Below are 17,603 nucleotides of genomic sequence, written 5' to 3'. Positions count from 1 at the left end.
TTCGATAGTCGCCATGGCTTAAAAACTTAAATCATTAAAGTCTTTCACTTTGGAGAGATAAATCGGCGGCTGCTTGATTTTGCTCCATGTTTCTTTAAATCTTGGATCTTCTTCTGGGTCTTGGCTTAAATTTTCACGAATGAGTTTTTTACCCGTTAAAAAATTAATACTGGTCTGGCTTTGAATGAGCGGGCCGTGATTGCTTGAATCATCATAACCAATCAGGCGTAGATCATTACCTTCTAAACGGAATAGATAACGCCAATAACCATAACGGCCATGCGAATAATAGACACTCAATAGATTATTTTTAATTTCAAACCATAGATCAGGTGGGAAATAGACCCCGCCATCTTCATTTTCCGAGCTAAAACAATTTAGGTTAGTCACAATCGGTTTGTATGTACCTTTTTGATTCAGCAATACAATCACACCACGGCGGTTGCGGTCTAAGCGCCCGCGATATTCATCCTGTACAAAAGCTTTGGGATCGGTGGCTTTGACGATCAGCACCACATCCTTCAGACCATCTTTATTTAGGTCGCCATCAATCGCTTCAAACAATTGATATTTAGCAGGAATATAGGCTTTATAAGTGATTTTATCTTTGCGCAGCTTCAGCTCTTCTGCTGTCGGCTGTGCTTGAGCAAACGTTGTTTGCGGCAATATGGATAGGCTTGAGCAAGCCAAGATCAGTACAATACATTTCTTATTCATTGTTATTTCATCATTTAAGGCGTGATTACTGTTATGGCCCTTTACAGGGAATGGCTGAGTTTCTGCTGGCGTTTTGCACGAATCCAGCGTGCCGTGACGATCACTAAAATGATCACTACAACGGTAATCAGCACAGGCATGATAAAAGCCAGAATCGACAATAAGATCGAGCCAACCAGTTCACCGGTAGCTACCACAAAATTACCCAGCCCACCTGTGGTTGCGGTCGAAACCCCGCGTGCCGCTACCGTACTCATTTGCACCACGCCTGCGGTTCCACCACCGACAATCAGCGCTGCGGCCCAAGTCGCAAACTGTGACATTTCACCACTGCTGACCGCCATCGTGGTCAGTGTACCTGCCACCACAGCCGCAGGTGTGGCAATAGTATCTAACAGGTTATCCACCCAAGGCACATAGTAGGCTGCAATTTCACAGAGGGTAGCAAAACCCAGCGCCATACACACCGATGGAAGTGCCAGCCATTCAAAGCCTTGGGCAGGTTGATACCATCCCATGAGGGTGGCAATACTCATCGCCAATAGCGGCACAAAGACACGAAAACCACAGGCTGCGCTGAGTCCAATGCCAATACAGAGTCCTAAAATTGTTTCCATCACGGATTACCTTTCTATGCCTATGACAGATCTTGTTATTTACATCTTATTTTTAAGGTAACAAAAAGCCCTATCAAGGGATAGGGCTTTTATTCAAACAGTGGGTAACTGTTTGGTATTTTGCGGCTTAGGCATTCTTACTGTTGAATTGATTGCCAAGGCATTTGGTACACGGAGGTAAACGATCAGTACCAATTTCTAAATAGGTGCGGTGTCCGCATTGAACACAAAAATAGAAGCCTGTTCCAGGTTTTTCGCCAGCAGTTACCATCTTTGCTCTCCATAGATTTTAGAAATGGTACATATACTATAGCGTGATAGTTTTGATTATTTATTGACCTTTCCGACGAGTGGTGATGGCGAAAAGGTGAAGAATGAAATTTAAGAACATTTTCAAAATTCTATTTGTCCTGATTCTCCCCAAGCCAAGAATCAAACCTATCTCTTTGATTTTTATATAATATATTTTTATATTTTTCTTTATCACTTTTATAAAGAATATGACGAATTTCGGTAAAAGGATTAATCACATGAGGATCATTTTCTTCTTTACCTAAATATTCTTTATATTGTTCAACCTCATCAAATTCTTTTTCAAAAATTTCTTTAAAATCTTTAATCTTCAGAGTTCCATTAGAATATTCAACAATTTCGGCTACAAATCCATCAATTTTATAAGGCTGAAATTTAAAATCATCAAACTTATCTTCAACAATAGCTAAGAATGTAAAAGCATCTAACTTTTCAGTGATAGAGGTAGTTTGGTCTACCTTTACTTTTGCTTCAGCTTGTTGATCATCTGTCTGACTTTTAATATTATAAAACTCTCTATCTGCTAACTCAAATAATGCTGCCAAGGTGTTAATTCTTCTTTTCATTGATGTTGGAATTGATTTTTTATATTTTATTTTATGGTCTAAAACACTCCAAGCATCTTGAATTATTGTACGAATCTGTACTTCAAATCTTAAATCAGAATATCTTTTATATTCTTTCATTCCAGTCCGTGGACTTTTTAACTTCAAATCTACATGTAACCCTTTATACCCAAATGAGTCGTCTTTAGCTTCCATAGCCGAAATTTTATCAGTCACTTCTATGACATCAAATTCTTCTGCTAAAGCATCTTTAATTTTGGAAACATCTGTTTCATATAGTGAAACTATCCTTAAACCGATGAGATCCGTAATATGATCTTTGATTTCATAAGGTGTATTGTCTTGTTCTAAAACAGATTGATATTTTAATGAAAATTTCTTTACACATTCTTCTCGTAACTTAACCCTTCCACTTACGGCAGCTATAGGAAATTCATCCATTAATAAGGCATTAATAATAGCTATAAAAGCCGTTTTAGCTTGATTCAATAAATTAGAGTTTTCATTCCAATAATCCCTAAAAATTACTTTTTCTTTTTCAAAATCCAATGAAGCCATTAATATTTCCCCATAAAAAACCCCATCATCAAGATAGGGTTTTCTTTAAACAGAATCAATTACTTTTAGCTAAAGTATTAAGCCACTTGACCTTCTAAAAAGTCTTGTGCAAAACGCTGTAATACACCACCCGCTTCATACACAGAAACTTCTTCTTCTGTATCTAAACGACAGGTTACAGGCACTTCCAGAATTTCTTCCTTACCATCCGCAGTGGCGCGCTCAATCACTAAAGTTAATGTCGAACGCGGCGCAATATTACCAATCACGCTATATAGTTCAGTACCATCCAGTTTTAAGGTTTTACGGTTTACACCCGGTTTAAACTCAAGCGGTAAAACCCCCATACCCACCAAGTTAGTACGGTGAATACGCTCAAAACCTTCAGCTACAATCGCTTCAACACCTGCAAGACGTACGCCTTTGGCAGCCCAGTCACGGCTTGAACCCTGACCATAATCCGCACCCGCCACAATAATCAACGGTTGCTTACGGTTCATGTAGGTTTCAATCGCTTCCCACATCCGCATCACTTCGCCTTCTGGCTCGACACGCGCTTTTGAACCCTGCTTGATCGTGCCATCGGAACGAACCACCATTTCATTAAACAGTTTCGGGTTGGCAAAGGTTGCACGTTGTGCCGTTAAATGGTCACCGCGGTGCGTTGCATACGAGTTGAAGTCTTCTTCAGGTACACCCATTTTGTGCAGGTATTCACCCGCAGCCGAATCCATCAGGATTGCATTCGATGGGGACAAGTGATCGGTGGTGATGTTGTCACCCAAGATCGCCAACGGACGCATATTGGCTAAAGTACGTGGTGCAGCCAACGCCCCTTCCCAATACGGAGGACGGCGGATGTAAGTACTTTGCGGACGCCAGTCGTATAACGGACTTTCGGCTTGTTCAACTTCGCCCAAGTCAAACATTGGAATGTAGACTTTACGGAACTGTTCAGGCTTGACCGCTTCTTTAACCAATGCATCAATTTCAGCATCTGAAGGCCAGATATCTTTCAGGTAAATCGGGTTACCGTCTTTGTCTGTACCTAATGCATCTTTTTCGATATCAAAACGAATCGTTCCTGCAATTGCATAAGCCACAACCAACGGCGGAGATGCAAGGAATGCCTGTTTTGCGTATGGATGGATACGGCCATCAAAATTACGGTTACCCGAAAGCACCGCAGTCGCATACAGGTCACGATCAATGATTTCTTGCTGAATCACGGGATCAAGTGCACCCGACATACCGTTACAGGTGGTACATGCATAGGCAACGATACCAAAACCAAGTTTCTCAAGATCACCCAACACACCCGCTTCTTCTAAATACAGCGCAGCTGCCTTAGAACCTGGTGCAAATGATGATTTCACCCAAGGTTTACGTACCAAGCCCAATTCATTGGCTTTACGTGCCAATAGACCTGCCGCCACGGTATTACGCGGATTAGAGGTATTGGTACAAGAGGTAATGGCCGCAATAATGATTGCGCCATCAGGCATTAAGCCATCAGTACGGTTTTCAACCACACCGGCAATGCCTTTCTCTTTCAAATCAGCCGTAGAGACACGTGCATGCGGGTTTGATGGGCCGGCAATGTTACGGGTCACTGTTGAAAGGTCAAAACGAAGGACACGTGGGTATTCAGCTTGGGTCATATCCGATGCCCAAAGCCCGATTTCTTTGGCATATTGCTCAACCAAAGCCACTTGCGCATCTTCACGACCGGTCAGACGTAAATAGTCGATGGTGTTCTGGTCGATATAGAACATCGCCGCAGTTGCGCCATATTCAGGGGTCATATTCGAGATGGTGGCACGGTCGCCCACCGACATGCTGTCAGCACCTTCACCGAAGAACTCTAAATAAGCACCAACAACACGCTCTTTACGCAAGAATTCAGTCAATGCCAACACGATATCGGTTGCGGTGATACCGGCCTGACGCTGACCGACAAACTCAACCCCGATGATGTCTGGCAGACGCATCCAGGATGCACGACCCAACATCACGTTTTCAGCTTCCAGACCACCGACACCGACTGAAATCACGCCAAGCGCATCGGTATGCGGCGTATGTGAATCGGTACCAACACAGGTATCTGGGAATGCCAAACCATCACGGTTTTGGATCACCGGAGACATTTTCTCTAGGTTGATCTGATGCATGATGCCGTTACCCGCAGGGATCACGTCAACATTTTTAAAGGCAGTCTTGGTCCACTCAATAAAATGGAAACGGTCTTCATTACGACGGTCTTCTACTGCACGGTTTTTCTCAAAGGCATCTGGATCAAAACCACCATATTCCACTGCCAATGAGTGGTCGACGATCAACTGGGTTGGCACCACTGGATTGACTTTAGATGGATCACCGCCTTTATCGGCAATCGCATCACGCAAACCAGCCAAATCCACCAGTGCGGTTTGTCCCAAGATGTCGTGACAGACCACACGTGCCGGATACCACGGAAAATCGAGATCCTGACGGCGTTCGATCAGCTGGGTTAAATAGGCCGTTAAATTTTCGGCATCCGCTTTACGCACCAGTTGCTCAGCCAGTACTTTCGAGGTGTATGGCAGCTTTGCGTATGCGCCTGGCTGAATATCTTCAACGGCTTGACGCACGTCATAATATTCGAGCTGGGTACCTGCCAGCGGTTTACGATATTTTGTGTTCATTAACCACGCTCCGCCAATGGTTTGAATTCAAGGTTTTCAGGGCCGGTATAGTTGGCGCTTGGACGAATGATCTTGCCGTCCTGACGTTGTTCAATCACGTGTGCAGACCAGCCCGCAGTACGTGCAATCACGAATAATGGCGTGAACATTGCCGTTGGTACGCCCATCAAGTGATAGCTTACTGCACTGAACCAGTCGAGGTTCGGGAACATGTTCTTCACTTCTTTCATCACGGCTTCCAAACGTTCAGCGATGAGGTACATCTTGGTATTTTCTTGCGCTTCAGCCAGTTCACGCGCCACTTGCTTGATCACTTCGTTACGTGGATCAGACACGGTATACACCGGATGACCAAAACCAATCACGACTTCTTTATTTTCAACACGTTTACGAATATCAGCTTCGGCTTCATCAGCATTGTCATAGCGTTGTTGAATCACGAATGCCACTTCATTGGCACCACCATGTTTAGGGCCACGTAGGGCACCGATACCACCAGTAATGGCTGAATACATATCTGAACCTGTCCCTGCCACCACACGTGAGGTAAAGGTAGATGCATTGAACTCATGCTCAGCATACAGAATCAAAGAGGTGTGCATGGCTTGAATCCACTCTTCCGATGGCGCTTCACCATGCAGGAGATGCAAGAAATGCGCTGCAATCGAGTCGTCATCGGTTTCAACTTCAATACGACGACCGTTGTTGCTGAAGTGATACCAGTACAACAACATTGAACCTAGGCTTGCCATCAATTTGTCAGCGATGTCTTTTGCGCCTGCTTCGTTGTGGTCTTCATGTTCAGGCGTTAAACAACCTAAAACTGATACACCGGTACGCATCACATCCATTGGGTGTGCTGATGGCGGCAGTTGCTCAAGTGCAGTTTTCAGTGCTGCAGGTAAGCCACGGAGTGCCTTTAATTTTGCTTTATAGGCTTTGAGTTCAGCTTTGTTTGGTAATTTGCCATGTACCAGCAGGTGTGCCACTTCTTCAAACTGGCTTCCTGCTGCAAGGTCGAGAATGTCATAGCCGCGGTAGTGTAAGTCGTTGCCGCTGCGGCCTACGGTACACAGTGCGGTGTTGCCTGCCACTTGTCCGCTAAGGGCAACTGATTTTTTTGGTTTGAAGCCTGTTGTTGTTTCATTACTGCTCATAAGATTGTCCTTTTCTATCTATTTAATTTATTTTTGAGCAACTCAACGGAGTCGTGCCGAGTTCTCATCCTGTTTCAGGATAAACCTTCGGTTCGACCTACTTTTCATTCGGGAAAAGTAGGCAAAACCATTGTCATCTGCAAAACCTGAGGTACGAATAGCAAAGATTAATAATCTTTGCCGTACCGCAAGGTGAAAGCTATGCTTGAACAAAAAACTACGCACTTCGCTTGTCTTGCGCTACACCAAAGCTTCAATCGCTTTGGTTTGCTCAGGTTGCAGATGACTTTTCTGCATAGCAAATTTCAACCTAAATTCTTGTTAATTAAGGTTTTACTTATTTATTCTTCGCAAAAGTTCCATCAAGATATTGTTCAAATGCATGGTAGTTAATGCGTTCATACAATTCTTGACGGGTTTGCATGGTATCGACTACATTTTTTTGCGTGCCTTCTTTACGCAAGGTCTCATAAACATTTTCTGCGGCCTTGTTCATGGCACGGAATGCAGAAAGTGGATACAGCGCAATGCTGACATCGGCAGAAGCCAGTTCGTCCGTGGTAAATAATGGCGTAGAACCAAATTCGGTGATATTGGCTAAAACAGGCACTTTGGTCGCATTTGCAAACTGCTTATACATCGCCAATTCAGTGATCGCTTCAGGGAATAGCATGTCTGCACCTGCTTCGATATACGCGCCGGCACGGTCAATCGCTGCCTGCAAGCCTTCAACCGCAAGTGCATCGGTACGCGCCATGATCACAAAGCTGTCATCGGTACGTGCATCAACTGCGGCTTTAATACGATCGACCATTTCTTGCTGGGTCACGATGGCTTTATTCGGACGGTGACCGCAACGCTTGGCACCCACCTGGTCTTCGATATGCATTGCAGCAGCACCAAACTTGATCATCGACTTGGTGGTCCGTGCGATATTAAAGGCAGAAGCGCCGAAACCGGTGTCGACATCGACCAATAACGGCAGGTCACACACGTCAGTAATACGGCGTACATCGGTCAATACATCATCAAGGTTACTGATACCCAAATCAGGTAGGCCCAAAGAGCCTGCGGCAACACCACCACCAGACAAATAGATCGCCTTGTAGTCAGCGCGTTTTGCCAATAACGCATGGTTGGCATTGATCGCACCCACCACCTGTAATGGTTTTTCATTTGCGACCGCGTCGCGGAATAGCTGACCAGCTGACTGTTTAGCCATGTTGTTGTTCTCCTTGATTTTGTAGCAATGTTTGCTCAACAATTTTGTAGGATGCATTGATGTGACGGTGCATCAGCATTTCGGCAAGCTCACCGTCACCTTCAGCAATCGCATCTAAAATACGGATATGTTCGTCCCAAGCCTTGCTTGGTCGATCTGGGGTATTTGAAAACTGGATTCGATACATACGGATGAGGTGATACAGCTCATCGCATAACATTTTTTCGAGAGTTTTATTGCCACTGCTTTTGATAATGCAGTAATGGAAGTCGTCTTGGCCTTCTTGCAGATAATAGCCCTTACCTGCTTTAAAATTTTCATCTTCGGCATGCATACGCAATACATCACGCAAGGCCAGAATCTGTTTTTTATCAATATGCTGCGCGGCAAGTTTACAGGCCAAACCTTCTAAAGAGGCACGAATCTGATAGAGTTCCTGAAACTGCTGTAACGACAGTGATACCACACGCGCACCGACATGGGCCGTTCGTTCCACCAGTTTCTGCCCTTCCAGCCGATGAATCGCCTCACGCAATGGACCTCGACTGATGCCATACATCCGTGCCAGCTCAGGTTCTGAAATCTTGCTGCCCGCAGGGATCTGTCCCAATACAATCGCCGACTGAATTTGCTTGAATACGTGTTCCGTCAGGGTCATTCCCTGACTGGTGCTGAGGGCTTGAGGAACAAGGGTATCTTGCATATTGTCGACAATCTCTACGGTTTTGATGATTTTATAACGAGATAAAAGAAAAAATGCAATAGAATTGTCGACAATAAATTAGACTGATGCTTTCAATCCTACTGTATGAGCCTGACTTAACGGCGAATCAATGCACTGCTAAAAAAATTATATATAAATATATAAAACAATAACTTAATCAATTACCTATGTATCATTTAGCCCTGCAATCCGACCGACTGGGCAGCCTTAGACTGTTCATGCTACGACCATGGTATGACAGCCTGATTGTAGACAATCTTTATAATGATTACATGGCGACAAATTTTGTAAGTAAATACTGCACCAAAATGTAAATAACAGCGTGCTTCATGCAGTCTTTATTGATACATTATTGGGCATCGAAGGTTCCGCTTCTGAAGCCGACCTCCCCAGACATCTATGCACTTTGTTGAAGAAAAGGACATTGTTAATGTTTCAACATATCCCACCTTATGCAGGCGATCCGATCCTATCACTCATGGAACAGTTCAATGCTGATTCGCGTGCTGAAAAGGTTAACCTTAGTATTGGTTTGTACTATAACGAAGACAGTATCGTTCCTCAGCTTGATACCATTATCGAAGCGCAAAAACGTATTGCTCCTAAAAACACGCAAACCAAGCTTTATTTACCAATGGAAGGTTTCAAGCCTTACCGTGATGCGATTCAAGCGTTATTGTTTGGTGCAAATAGCCCTGCAATTCAACAAGGTCGTGTTGCAACAATTCAAACGCTTGGTGGTTCTGGTGCATTAAAAGTCGGTGCAGACTTCTTGAAAACCTACTTCCCGAATTCAGAAGTTTGGGTAAGCCAGCCAACTTGGGACAACCACGTTGCGATCTTCAATGGTGCGGGCATCAAGAGCAACTTCTACCCGTACTTCGATGCTGAAACACGTGGCGTTGATTTTGACGGCATGTTGTCTACTTTAAAAACCTTGCCAGAACAAAGCATTGTGTTATTACACCCATGCTGCCATAACCCAACAGGTGCAGACTTGAACCCGGCACAATGGGATCAAGTGATTGTGGTATTAAAAGAACGTAACCTCATTCCATTCCTCGATATCGCGTATCAAGGTTTCGGTGATGGTATGGAACAGGATGCTTATGCCATCCGTGCCTTAGACCAAGCCGGTCTGAACTTTATTGTCAGCAACTCGTTCTCTAAAATCTTCTCACTTTACGGTGAGCGCGTTGGCGGTTTGACGTTCGTATGTGACGATGCTGAAGCAGCAAAATGCACCTTCGGCCAGTTGAAAGCCACAGTACGTCGTATCTACTCTAGCCCACCAACAACAGGTGCATGGTTGGTTGATCAGGTGTTAAATGACGCTGATCTCAATCAACAATGGCAAGGCGAAGTCAAAGAGATGCGTGAACGTATTATCAAAATGCGTAGCATCTTGAAAGACGAGCTAACTAAAGCACTGCCTGAGCGTGACTTTAGCTACCTTGTCAATCAAAAAGGCATGTTTAGTTACACCGGTTTAACCGCTGAGCAAGTGGACATTCTTCGTGAAGAATATGCAATTTACCTGGTACGTAGTGGCCGTATCTGTGTTGCAGGTCTGAACATGAACAACGTATACAAAGTTGCAAAAGCAGTGGCTGAAGTTTTAGCAAAATCTGCTGCAACAGCTTAAGTTGTAACGCATAAAAAAGGCGCTTCAAGCGCCTTTTTTTATGGCCTGTTTTATTTAAAGTCAGGACTTGGCCTTGCCCCAATACTTCAATTTAGAGGTCTGTCCAATCCCGACATTAAAACAGTTATTCGGATCAAGTTTCTGGTAGAAATTGGCCAATGCAGGCTTGGCAATATACAGATGACCGACATTATGCTCGGCAGGATATTCCGCACGGCGGGCATCGAGTAAATGCCACATTTGATGTTCCATCGCTAAAGGATCATTGCCCTTTTTCAGAATGTAATCCTGATGAAACACGTGACAGAAAAAGTGTCCATAATAGAGCTTATGAATAATCTGCTGCTCCATCTGCGCAGGTAGTTGCTCGACCCATTCACGATCATTACGACGCAAAGCAATATCTAGCGCCACAATATCTTCAACTTCATCCCGATGGGTATCACGATAACGAATTGCTGCACCTGCCACCGCAAAACGATGCAAAAAGGCTTTACGCCCTTCCTCCGCATCACACAGGAAGAAATTACCTGAGGCATGCACTGCAAAATAGTCTTGTAAAAATTGCTCGGTCTGAGCCTTACAATTGTTTTCAACGCGCAACATCAGATGATGCTCATAACGATCACGATATTCCGTCATCCGTTTAGGTAGATGGCTCGGTAACAAGGACGTGAGCGCTTGTAGAATATGATCGGTCAGCCCTTTGATTTTAAACTTTTCTAAAAAGCCATCGATCTTATCCTTGAGCGCGAAGGCTTTCGGTACATTGGCGGTGCCAAATTTCTCAATAAACAGGAAGGTATCCTTGCCGTATTTTTCACCAATATGATACGCATCACGATGAATATATTCGCCTGCAATTGGCAGGCTTGGCAATGAAGTCAGTAAATAACGACGAATCGCAGTCAGATCATCGGCATCATTGCTGCCAATATAAAACACACTGCTTTCTACCTTTTCATAAGTATCCAGACGCACCGCAAACACGCAGACTTTGCCTGCCGAACCCGAGGCTTCAAACAGGCGTGAAGGATCGGCATTAAAACGTGCCGGACTGTCGGCATCGACTTGAGTGACGTCTTGCGCATAACGTTGATCGGATGCCTGCTTTTCAGCATCATCCAGTATATCTGTGGCTTGATAGCGTTGCTGTTCTAAACGGGTCAGGATTTCTTCAGGAGTTGAGCCCAAGTTGACGCCCAGATGATTTACCAATTCCAGCTGACCTTGGGCATTGACCTGTGCATACAGCGCCAGTTCGGTATAGGCAGGGCCACGACGAACCAAGGCACCGCCTGAATTATTACAGACACCACCCAATACCGAAGCACCGATGCAGGAAGAACCAATCACCGAATGCGGCTCACGGTCATAGCCTTTTAATATCTGCTCCAGATTGTCCAAAGTCGCCCCCGGCAAACAGATCACCTGCTTGCCGTCATGGATGACCTGAATGCCTTTTAAACGACGGGTACTCATTACTAACACAGGACGGTCATAATCATCGCCATAGGGTGTGGAACCACCGGTCAGCCCCGTATTGGCCGCTTGCATGATGACGATACAGTCCGCTTCGATAGCGGCTTGTAGCACCTGCCATTGTTCCAGCAAGGTGCCAGGGATCACCACTGCAAATACTTTGCCTTCACCAAAACGACGGCCCTGACGATACTGCCGTGTACTTTGATCATCACTCAGTACATGCTGATGTCCAACAATCTGCTGTAAACGATCAATCACCACTTTAGGAGAAAATGTTTGCATGATGGCTCCTTTGGATCATCTACGTAATACACTGAAAATTATATTAAAAAATACAATTTTAAAATTTAAATCCCTTACAGATACTATCGCGATTGGCGGCAAGGATGCCGCCTGTTGAGCAACTGTACAAGGAAGTACTGTTTGCTCAACAAAAGGTTTTTGGTTACTTTTGACCTTTCAAAAGTGACAAATGCCTATACGTAAAACATTAGCAAATTACCAAATTTTGAGGCTGTGCTTACTGCTTTACTTACTATGTCTTAAAGACCTTGCTTCATCGCCTGTACTAAACAATCCGCATTAATATCCGAAATCGACTTCGCACCCGTCAATGTCATTGCCACCCGCATTTCCTTATCAATCAAATCCAGTAAATTCGACACCCCTTGCCCGCCTGCCGCCGCCAAGGCATACACAAAGGCACGACCCAATAACACCGTATCTGCCCCCAAGGCCAACATACGTACCACATCCAGACCATTACGGATGCCTGAATCTGCCAAAATCGCCAGATCACCCTTCACCGCATCAGCAATCGCAGGCAAAGCCCGTGCAGAAGACATCACCCCATCCAGCTGACGTCCACCATGATTGGATACCACAATGCCATCTGCCCCGAAGCGCACGGCATCTTTGGCATCTTCTGGGTCCAGAATGCCCTTGATCACCATCGGGCCATCCCAGAACTCACGAATCCACTCCAGATCTTTCCATGAGATTGACGGATCAAAGTTAGAACCCAGCCAGCCGATATAATCCTCAAGCCCGGTCGGTTTGCCCAGATATTTGGAGATATTGCCCAAGTCATGCGGACGGCCACACATCCCGACATTCCATGCCCAATGCGGATGCAACATGGATTGTAGATAACGGCGCATTGCCGCATTCGGCCCACTCATACCTGAATGCACATCACGATAGCGTGCACCCGGCACCGGCATATCCACAGTAAACACCAGTGTTGAGCATCCTGCTACCTTGGCACGTTCCAAGGCATTGCGCATAAAGCCACGATCACGCAATACATAGAGCTGGAACCACATTGGACGATTAATCGCAGGTGCCACTTCTTCGATCGGACAGACCGAAACCGTCGACAAGGTAAATGGAATGCCTTTTTTATCCGCTGCCACCGCCGCTTGCACTTCACCACGACGTGCATACATACCGGTTAAACCGACAGGTGCCAAAGCCACTGGCATGGACAAGGTTTCGTTAAACAGTCTGGTTTCCAGACTCAATGCCGACATGTCGTTCAGCACCCGCTGGCGTAAGGCAATTTCAGAAAGGTCTTGCACATTGCGTTTTAAGGTGTATTCCGAGTAGGCGCCCCCATCGATATAGTGAAATAAAAATGGCGGTAAACGACGTTGTGCCGCAGCACGATAATCATTGCCAGAAGAAATAATCATTTTGAGTCAACTCTACTTAAACGTGTTGCACGTTTCTGGCGAGCTTCATCTTCATCCAGAGCACGTACATGATTAATCACAAATTCAATATGACCACACACCGCCTGGCGTGCAGCTTCGGGATCTTTACGATCAATCGCATCCATCACCTGAAAATGCTGCTCACTGAGCAAGTCACCATTGACAGGATCGTTATAAACTTTCTTGCGTCCCAGTAAGACGTTGTATTGCAACAGGTCAAACAAGCCGCGCATCATCTGGATCAGCACAATATTGTGCGAGGCCTCAGCAATCGCTAAGTGGAATTCAGCATCCGCCACAGCGGCCTGAGCCGAATCGCCTGCATTTTGATGGCGGCTAATCTCATCAAAATAATGATGGATTTTGGCGCGATCCTCAGCGGTTGAGCGCAATGCCGCATACCATGCGGTGCCGCCTTCCAGCAACAAACGCGCTTCTTGCACATCAAAACGGTACAACGGATCTTCTTCAATCAGGTTACTGATCGGATTCACAATCAACTGTTGTGACCATTGCTCTGGTAACTGTTGAATGTAAGTCCCGTCACCACGGCGGCTACTGAGCACGCCCTGACTATTTAATTGCTGGATCGCTTCACGTAAGGACGGACGAGAGACCCCCAAACTGGTCGCAAGCTGACGCTCGGCGGGCAAACGATCACCTTGTTTCATCTGGCGTTGCTCAATGAGTGCCTGTAATTTCATGACCACTTGATCGGAGATTCTCATCACATTTCCTTGAGTAGAGTTATGGAATCATCCACGGCAACAGATAAGCCTGAACCGTGACGATGATGCCAACAAAGACTGTAAATATGATGCTATGTTTTACCGTGAAACGGAACAGGTCTGATTCTTTCCCCACCAGGCCCACCGCGGCACAGGCAATCGCAATCGATTGTGGTGAAATCATCTTGCCCGTTACCCCACCACTGGTATTGGCCGCCACCAGCAATACTTCTGGAATCCCGATTTGCTGAGCGGTAGTCGCTTGCAAGGCCGAAAACAGCGCATTGGATGAGGTATCCGACCCCGTCAGGAAGACACCAAGCCAACCCAGGAAAGGAGAAAAGAAGGTAAAGGCATGACCGGTATGCGATAATGCCAAAGCCAGCGTCGCAGACAGACCAGAGTAATTGGCAATAAAGGCAAAGGCCAACACCATACCAATCGAATAAATCGGGGTTTTTAATTCATTCAAGGTTTCAGCAAAGGTACTGACCGCTTCACGGGTTTTCATTTTCAGGAATATAATCGTGATGAGTGCGGCAATGAAAATCGCGGTACCTGTGGCAGAGAACCAGTCAAATTTATAGATCGCTTCATAGGCCGTGGTTTCAGGCACAATCGGTGCCATTTTTTCTACCAGCTTATGCAGATACGGCACTTCGATTTTAACCATCCAGTCCGCCAAGGCACCGTCTTTGCTAAACAAGGCTTTAAACGGTTGCACACTCCAGATGGTGACCATCACGGTTAAAATCATAAACGGCGACCATGCTTTGGCAATCTGCGCAATGCTATAGCGTTGTGGCGTATGCGCTGCTGAGCTTGTATTTTGTGGCTCTACACCCTCAAAACGGAAAATATGCTTTGGCTTCCAGACGCGGAACAGTAAGGTCAGGCTGACCAGTGAAGCAATTGATGCCGTAATATCCGGTAGCTCGGGCCCCAGAAAATTTGAGGTTAGATATTGCGCAATTGCAAAAGCACTACCGCCGACCAGTACCGCAGGCCAGGTCTCTTTTACTCCGCGCCAGCCATCCATAATCGCCATGATCCAGAACAGCACAATAAGGGTTAAGAAAGGTAACTGGCGACCCACCATCTGACTGATTTCCATGGTCTCTACACCCGAGACCTGCCCCGCCACAATAATCGGAATGCCCATTGCGCCAAAAGCCACTGGGGCAGTATTGACGATCAGGCAGAGTCCCGCAGCATAAAGCGGCTTAAAGCCCAATCCCACCAACAGGGCTGCGGTAATCGCAACAGGTGCACCAAAACCTGCTGCGCCTTCCAGAAAGGTCCCAAAGGCAAAACCGACCAACAGCATCTGTAAGCGCTGGTCTTCTGTAATCGATAAAATACTGGAACGAATAACATCGAACTGCCCGGTTTTGACGGAAATTTTATACAGAAACACCGCACCGATAATAATCCATGAAATCGGCCATAAGCCGTAAAAAAAGCCATAAATCACCGAAGCAAATGCCATTTCAGCGGGCATCTGATAAAAGAATAACGCAATCAGCAGGGCAATGATAACGGTACAGGTTCCCGCCACACTGCCTTTTAAACGAAATACCGCCAAAGCCAAAAAGAAGAAAATAATCGGGATCAGCGCCACCACACTGGATAGCCAGATATTATTGAAAGGATCATAAATTTGTTGCCACACATTTAGCATTCTCATCTCCTTGAAATGCTGGGCGTCATTTTGTTTTCACTTCGATCTTGAACGAATCTTTTTATATTGGTATGACCAATATTAACCAAACTGGCAAATATCATCAATTTGCAATCCTTATGCATCTTAATTATATGAATTCTCAGGATCAAGCCTACCAGAATAACAATAATTGGTATGACCAATAATAATTAAATTAAATCAACCTGTTTAGCTTGCACGCATTATTCCCCATTCGACTAAAGTCTGATAAATGATTTGTCTTTACGATCTCTATTCGAAAGCATACTCAACTTAAACCAGCCTACTCAGAACTATAAATATGACTTGCTGGCGATATCTGTATAATGTGTTCACAACTCAAATCACATCACCATGAATTGAACAATATGACTCAACTGACTTGCTTTAAAGCCTACGATATTCGCGGCAAACTCGGTACTGAACTGAATGAAGAGATTGCCTATAACATTGGTCGTGCCTATGGACAGATCTATCAGCCTAAAACCGTCGTGATTGGCTGTGATATCCGTTTAAGCAGTGAGAGTCTAAAACAGTCCACCATTCGGGGTCTGAATGATGCAGGCGTCAATGTGCTTGATCTGGGCATGACCGGCACCGAAGAAGTGTATTTCGCAGCGTTCCATCTCGATGTCCAGGGCGGGATTGAAGTCACTGCCAGCCATAACCCGATGGATTACAACGGCATGAAACTGGTACGTGAAAATGCACGCCCGATCAGTGCGGAAACAGGCTTAAAAGAAATTCAGACCCTAGCGGAATCAGGGCAATTCACTGAAGTTGCGAATAAAGGTACTACGCAAAACTATAATATTTTGCCTGAGTTCGTTGAGCATCTTCTCACTTATATTGACCCGCAAAAAATCAAAGCACTTAAACTGGTAGTGAATGCCGGAAATGGCGCAGCAGGTCATGTGATTGATGCGATTGAACAAAAATTCCAGCAACTCAACATCCCTGTGGAATTTATTAAAATCCACCATGAAGCGGATGGTACCTTCCCAAATGGTATTCCGAATCCGATCCTGATTGAAAACCGTGACAGCACCCGTGATGCTGTACTGCAGCATCAGGCCGATATGGGTATTGCCTGGGATGGTGACTTTGACCGTTGCTTCCTGTTTGATGAAAAAGGGCAGTTTATTGAAGGCTATTACATTGTCGGTTTATTGGCACAAGCTTTCCTGATCAAACAGGCTGGCGAGAAAATCGTGCATGACCCACGTCTGGTCTGGAATACCTTTGATATCGTCGATCAATACCAAGGCGTCGCGGTACAGTCGAAATCAGGCCATGCCTTCATTAAAGACGTGATGCGTGAACACAATGCGGTGTACGGCGGCGAAATGAGCGCCCATCACTATTTCCGTGATTTTGCGTATTGTGATAGCGGGATGATTCCGTGGTTACTCACCATTGCGCTACTGTCAGAAACAGGTCAATCGCTTTCCACCCTAGTTGAAAACATGATTGCCAAATTCCCGTGTAGTGGTGAAATCAACTTTAAAGTCGCAGACACCCAAGCGACGGTACAAAAAATCTTTGATCATTATGCCGATCAAAACCCACAGGTAGACCGCACGGATGGCGTGAGTCTGGATTTTGGTGCTTGGCGCTTAAATGTGCGTGCTTCGAATACCGAGCCATTATTGCGCTTAAATATTGAAAGTCGTGCCGATCAAAATCCGCAACCGATGCAGCACTATGTCGATGAATTAACTGCGTTGATTCAGGGCTAATTTAGTCCAAATAAAAAAAGGAGCTTTATGCT

General features: G+C 45.3%; 14 protein-coding genes. 2 read left to right on the top strand and 12 right to left on the bottom strand.

Annotated features, from left to right (window positions below):
• Window positions 1-18: 18 nt before the first annotated feature.
• The 8 genes from MSG93_RS16590 to MSG93_RS16555 form a co-directional block, all read right to left on the bottom strand.
• Window positions 19-717 (bottom strand): hypothetical protein, encoded by a 699-nt coding sequence (locus MSG93_RS16590; protein WP_324622552.1) that lies wholly within the window; start codon window positions 715-717, stop codon window positions 19-21.
• Between the two features lie 41 nt (window positions 718-758).
• Entirely contained in the window at window positions 759-1,334 is a 576-nt protein-coding gene (locus tag MSG93_RS16585; RefSeq protein ID WP_324622551.1) for a DUF4126 domain-containing protein, read from the bottom strand.
• A gap of 127 nt (window positions 1,335-1,461) precedes the next feature.
• The gene (locus tag MSG93_RS16580; protein ID WP_004637424.1) at window positions 1,462-1,605 is read right to left on the bottom strand and encodes a zinc ribbon-containing protein; all 144 of its coding nucleotides are present in this window, start codon (window positions 1,603-1,605) and stop codon (window positions 1,462-1,464) included.
• Window positions 1,606-1,735: 130 nt separating this feature from the next.
• The gene (locus MSG93_RS16575; protein WP_324622550.1) at window positions 1,736-2,770 is read right to left on the bottom strand and encodes a (p)ppGpp synthetase; all 1,035 of its coding nucleotides are present in this window, start codon (window positions 2,768-2,770) and stop codon (window positions 1,736-1,738) included.
• Window positions 2,771-2,847: 77 nt separating this feature from the next.
• Window positions 2,848-5,454, bottom strand: coding sequence for a Fe/S-dependent 2-methylisocitrate dehydratase AcnD (gene acnD / locus MSG93_RS16570; RefSeq protein WP_324622549.1), 2,607 nt, complete (start codon window positions 5,452-5,454; stop codon window positions 2,848-2,850).
• Window positions 5,454-6,611: a bifunctional 2-methylcitrate synthase/citrate synthase gene (gene prpC, locus MSG93_RS16565; RefSeq protein ID WP_005228323.1), complete on the bottom strand. Its 1,158-nt coding sequence runs from the start codon at window positions 6,609-6,611 to the stop codon at window positions 5,454-5,456. Before prpC ends, acnD begins: the two co-directional genes overlap by 1 nt.
• Before the next feature lie 337 nt (window positions 6,612-6,948).
• Window positions 6,949-7,833 carry a methylisocitrate lyase gene (gene prpB / locus MSG93_RS16560; protein ID WP_324622548.1) on the bottom strand — a complete coding sequence of 295 codons (885 nt, stop codon included), beginning with the start codon at window positions 7,831-7,833 and terminating at the stop codon, window positions 6,949-6,951.
• Window positions 7,826-8,536, bottom strand: a complete 711-nt coding sequence (locus tag MSG93_RS16555; protein ID WP_005228321.1) for a GntR family transcriptional regulator — start codon at window positions 8,534-8,536, stop codon at window positions 7,826-7,828. The genes prpB and MSG93_RS16555 overlap by 8 nt, the downstream gene beginning before the upstream one ends.
• Window positions 8,537-8,987: 451 nt before the next feature.
• Between MSG93_RS16555 and MSG93_RS16550 the strand changes: the two genes are divergently transcribed.
• Complete coding sequence (locus MSG93_RS16550; protein WP_032876694.1) at window positions 8,988-10,202, top strand: aromatic amino acid transaminase; 1,215 nt, start codon at window positions 8,988-8,990, stop codon at window positions 10,200-10,202.
• A gap of 60 nt (window positions 10,203-10,262) precedes the next feature.
• On the opposite strand, the gene dld is transcribed toward MSG93_RS16550, so the two are convergent.
• From dld to lldP, 4 genes are all read right to left on the bottom strand, one after another.
• Window positions 10,263-11,969: a D-lactate dehydrogenase gene (dld, locus tag MSG93_RS16545; RefSeq protein WP_324622547.1), complete on the bottom strand. Its 1,707-nt coding sequence runs from the start codon at window positions 11,967-11,969 to the stop codon at window positions 10,263-10,265.
• A gap of 260 nt (window positions 11,970-12,229) precedes the next feature.
• Window positions 12,230-13,381 (bottom strand): FMN-dependent L-lactate dehydrogenase LldD, encoded by a 1,152-nt coding sequence (lldD, locus tag MSG93_RS16540; protein ID WP_324622546.1) that lies wholly within the window; start codon window positions 13,379-13,381, stop codon window positions 12,230-12,232.
• Complete coding sequence (gene lldR / locus MSG93_RS16535; protein ID WP_005228317.1) at window positions 13,378-14,130, bottom strand: transcriptional regulator LldR; 753 nt, start codon at window positions 14,128-14,130, stop codon at window positions 13,378-13,380. The genes lldD and lldR overlap by 4 nt, the downstream gene beginning before the upstream one ends.
• 19 nt (window positions 14,131-14,149) lie before the next feature.
• Window positions 14,150-15,817 (bottom strand): L-lactate permease, encoded by a 1,668-nt coding sequence (lldP, locus tag MSG93_RS16530; RefSeq protein ID WP_324622545.1) that lies wholly within the window; start codon window positions 15,815-15,817, stop codon window positions 14,150-14,152.
• 383 nt (window positions 15,818-16,200) lie between these two features.
• On the opposite strand from lldP, the gene MSG93_RS16525 reads away from it, so the two are divergent.
• Window positions 16,201-17,571 (top strand): phosphomannomutase CpsG, encoded by a 1,371-nt coding sequence (locus tag MSG93_RS16525; RefSeq protein WP_324622544.1) that lies wholly within the window; start codon window positions 16,201-16,203, stop codon window positions 17,569-17,571.
• Window positions 17,572-17,603: the final 32 nt, after the last annotated feature.

The sequence above is a fragment of the Acinetobacter sp. IK40 genome (genome assembly GCF_035615075.1).
GTDB lineage: Bacteria > Pseudomonadota > Gammaproteobacteria > Pseudomonadales > Moraxellaceae > Acinetobacter > Acinetobacter courvalinii.
The sequence above is the reverse complement of the archived record's forward strand: the minus strand, read 5'-3'. Positions and strand labels throughout refer to the sequence as shown.

Bases quoted from the DNA above. Each gene is read 5' to 3' on its own strand.
- MSG93_RS16590 (WP_324622552.1), bottom strand. From the start codon at position 717: ATGAATAAGAAATGTATTGTACTGATCTTGGCTTGCTCAAGCCTATCC.
- MSG93_RS16585 (WP_324622551.1), bottom strand. From the start codon at position 1,334: ATGGAAACAATTTTAGGACTCTGTATTGGCATTGGACTCAGCGCAGCC.
- MSG93_RS16580 (WP_004637424.1), bottom strand. From the start codon at position 1,605: ATGGTAACTGCTGGCGAAAAACCTGGAACAGGCTTCTATTTTTGTGTT.
- MSG93_RS16575 (WP_324622550.1), bottom strand. From the start codon at position 2,770: ATGGCTTCATTGGATTTTGAAAAAGAAAAAGTAATTTTTAGGGATTAT.
- acnD (WP_324622549.1), bottom strand. From the start codon at position 5,454: ATGAACACAAAATATCGTAAACCGCTGGCAGGTACCCAGCTCGAATAT.
- prpC (WP_005228323.1), bottom strand. From the start codon at position 6,611: ATGAGCAGTAATGAAACAACAACAGGCTTCAAACCAAAAAAATCAGTT.
- prpB (WP_324622548.1), bottom strand. From the start codon at position 7,833: ATGGCTAAACAGTCAGCTGGTCAGCTATTCCGCGACGCGGTCGCAAAT.
- MSG93_RS16555 (WP_005228321.1), bottom strand. From the start codon at position 8,536: ATGCAAGATACCCTTGTTCCTCAAGCCCTCAGCACCAGTCAGGGAATG.
- MSG93_RS16550 (WP_032876694.1), top strand. From the start codon at position 8,988: ATGTTTCAACATATCCCACCTTATGCAGGCGATCCGATCCTATCACTC.
- dld (WP_324622547.1), bottom strand. From the start codon at position 11,969: ATGCAAACATTTTCTCCTAAAGTGGTGATTGATCGTTTACAGCAGATT.
- lldD (WP_324622546.1), bottom strand. From the start codon at position 13,381: ATGATTATTTCTTCTGGCAATGATTATCGTGCTGCGGCACAACGTCGT.
- lldR (WP_005228317.1), bottom strand. From the start codon at position 14,130: ATGAGAATCTCCGATCAAGTGGTCATGAAATTACAGGCACTCATTGAG.
- lldP (WP_324622545.1), bottom strand. From the start codon at position 15,817: ATGAGAATGCTAAATGTGTGGCAACAAATTTATGATCCTTTCAATAAT.
- MSG93_RS16525 (WP_324622544.1), top strand. From the start codon at position 16,201: ATGACTCAACTGACTTGCTTTAAAGCCTACGATATTCGCGGCAAACTC.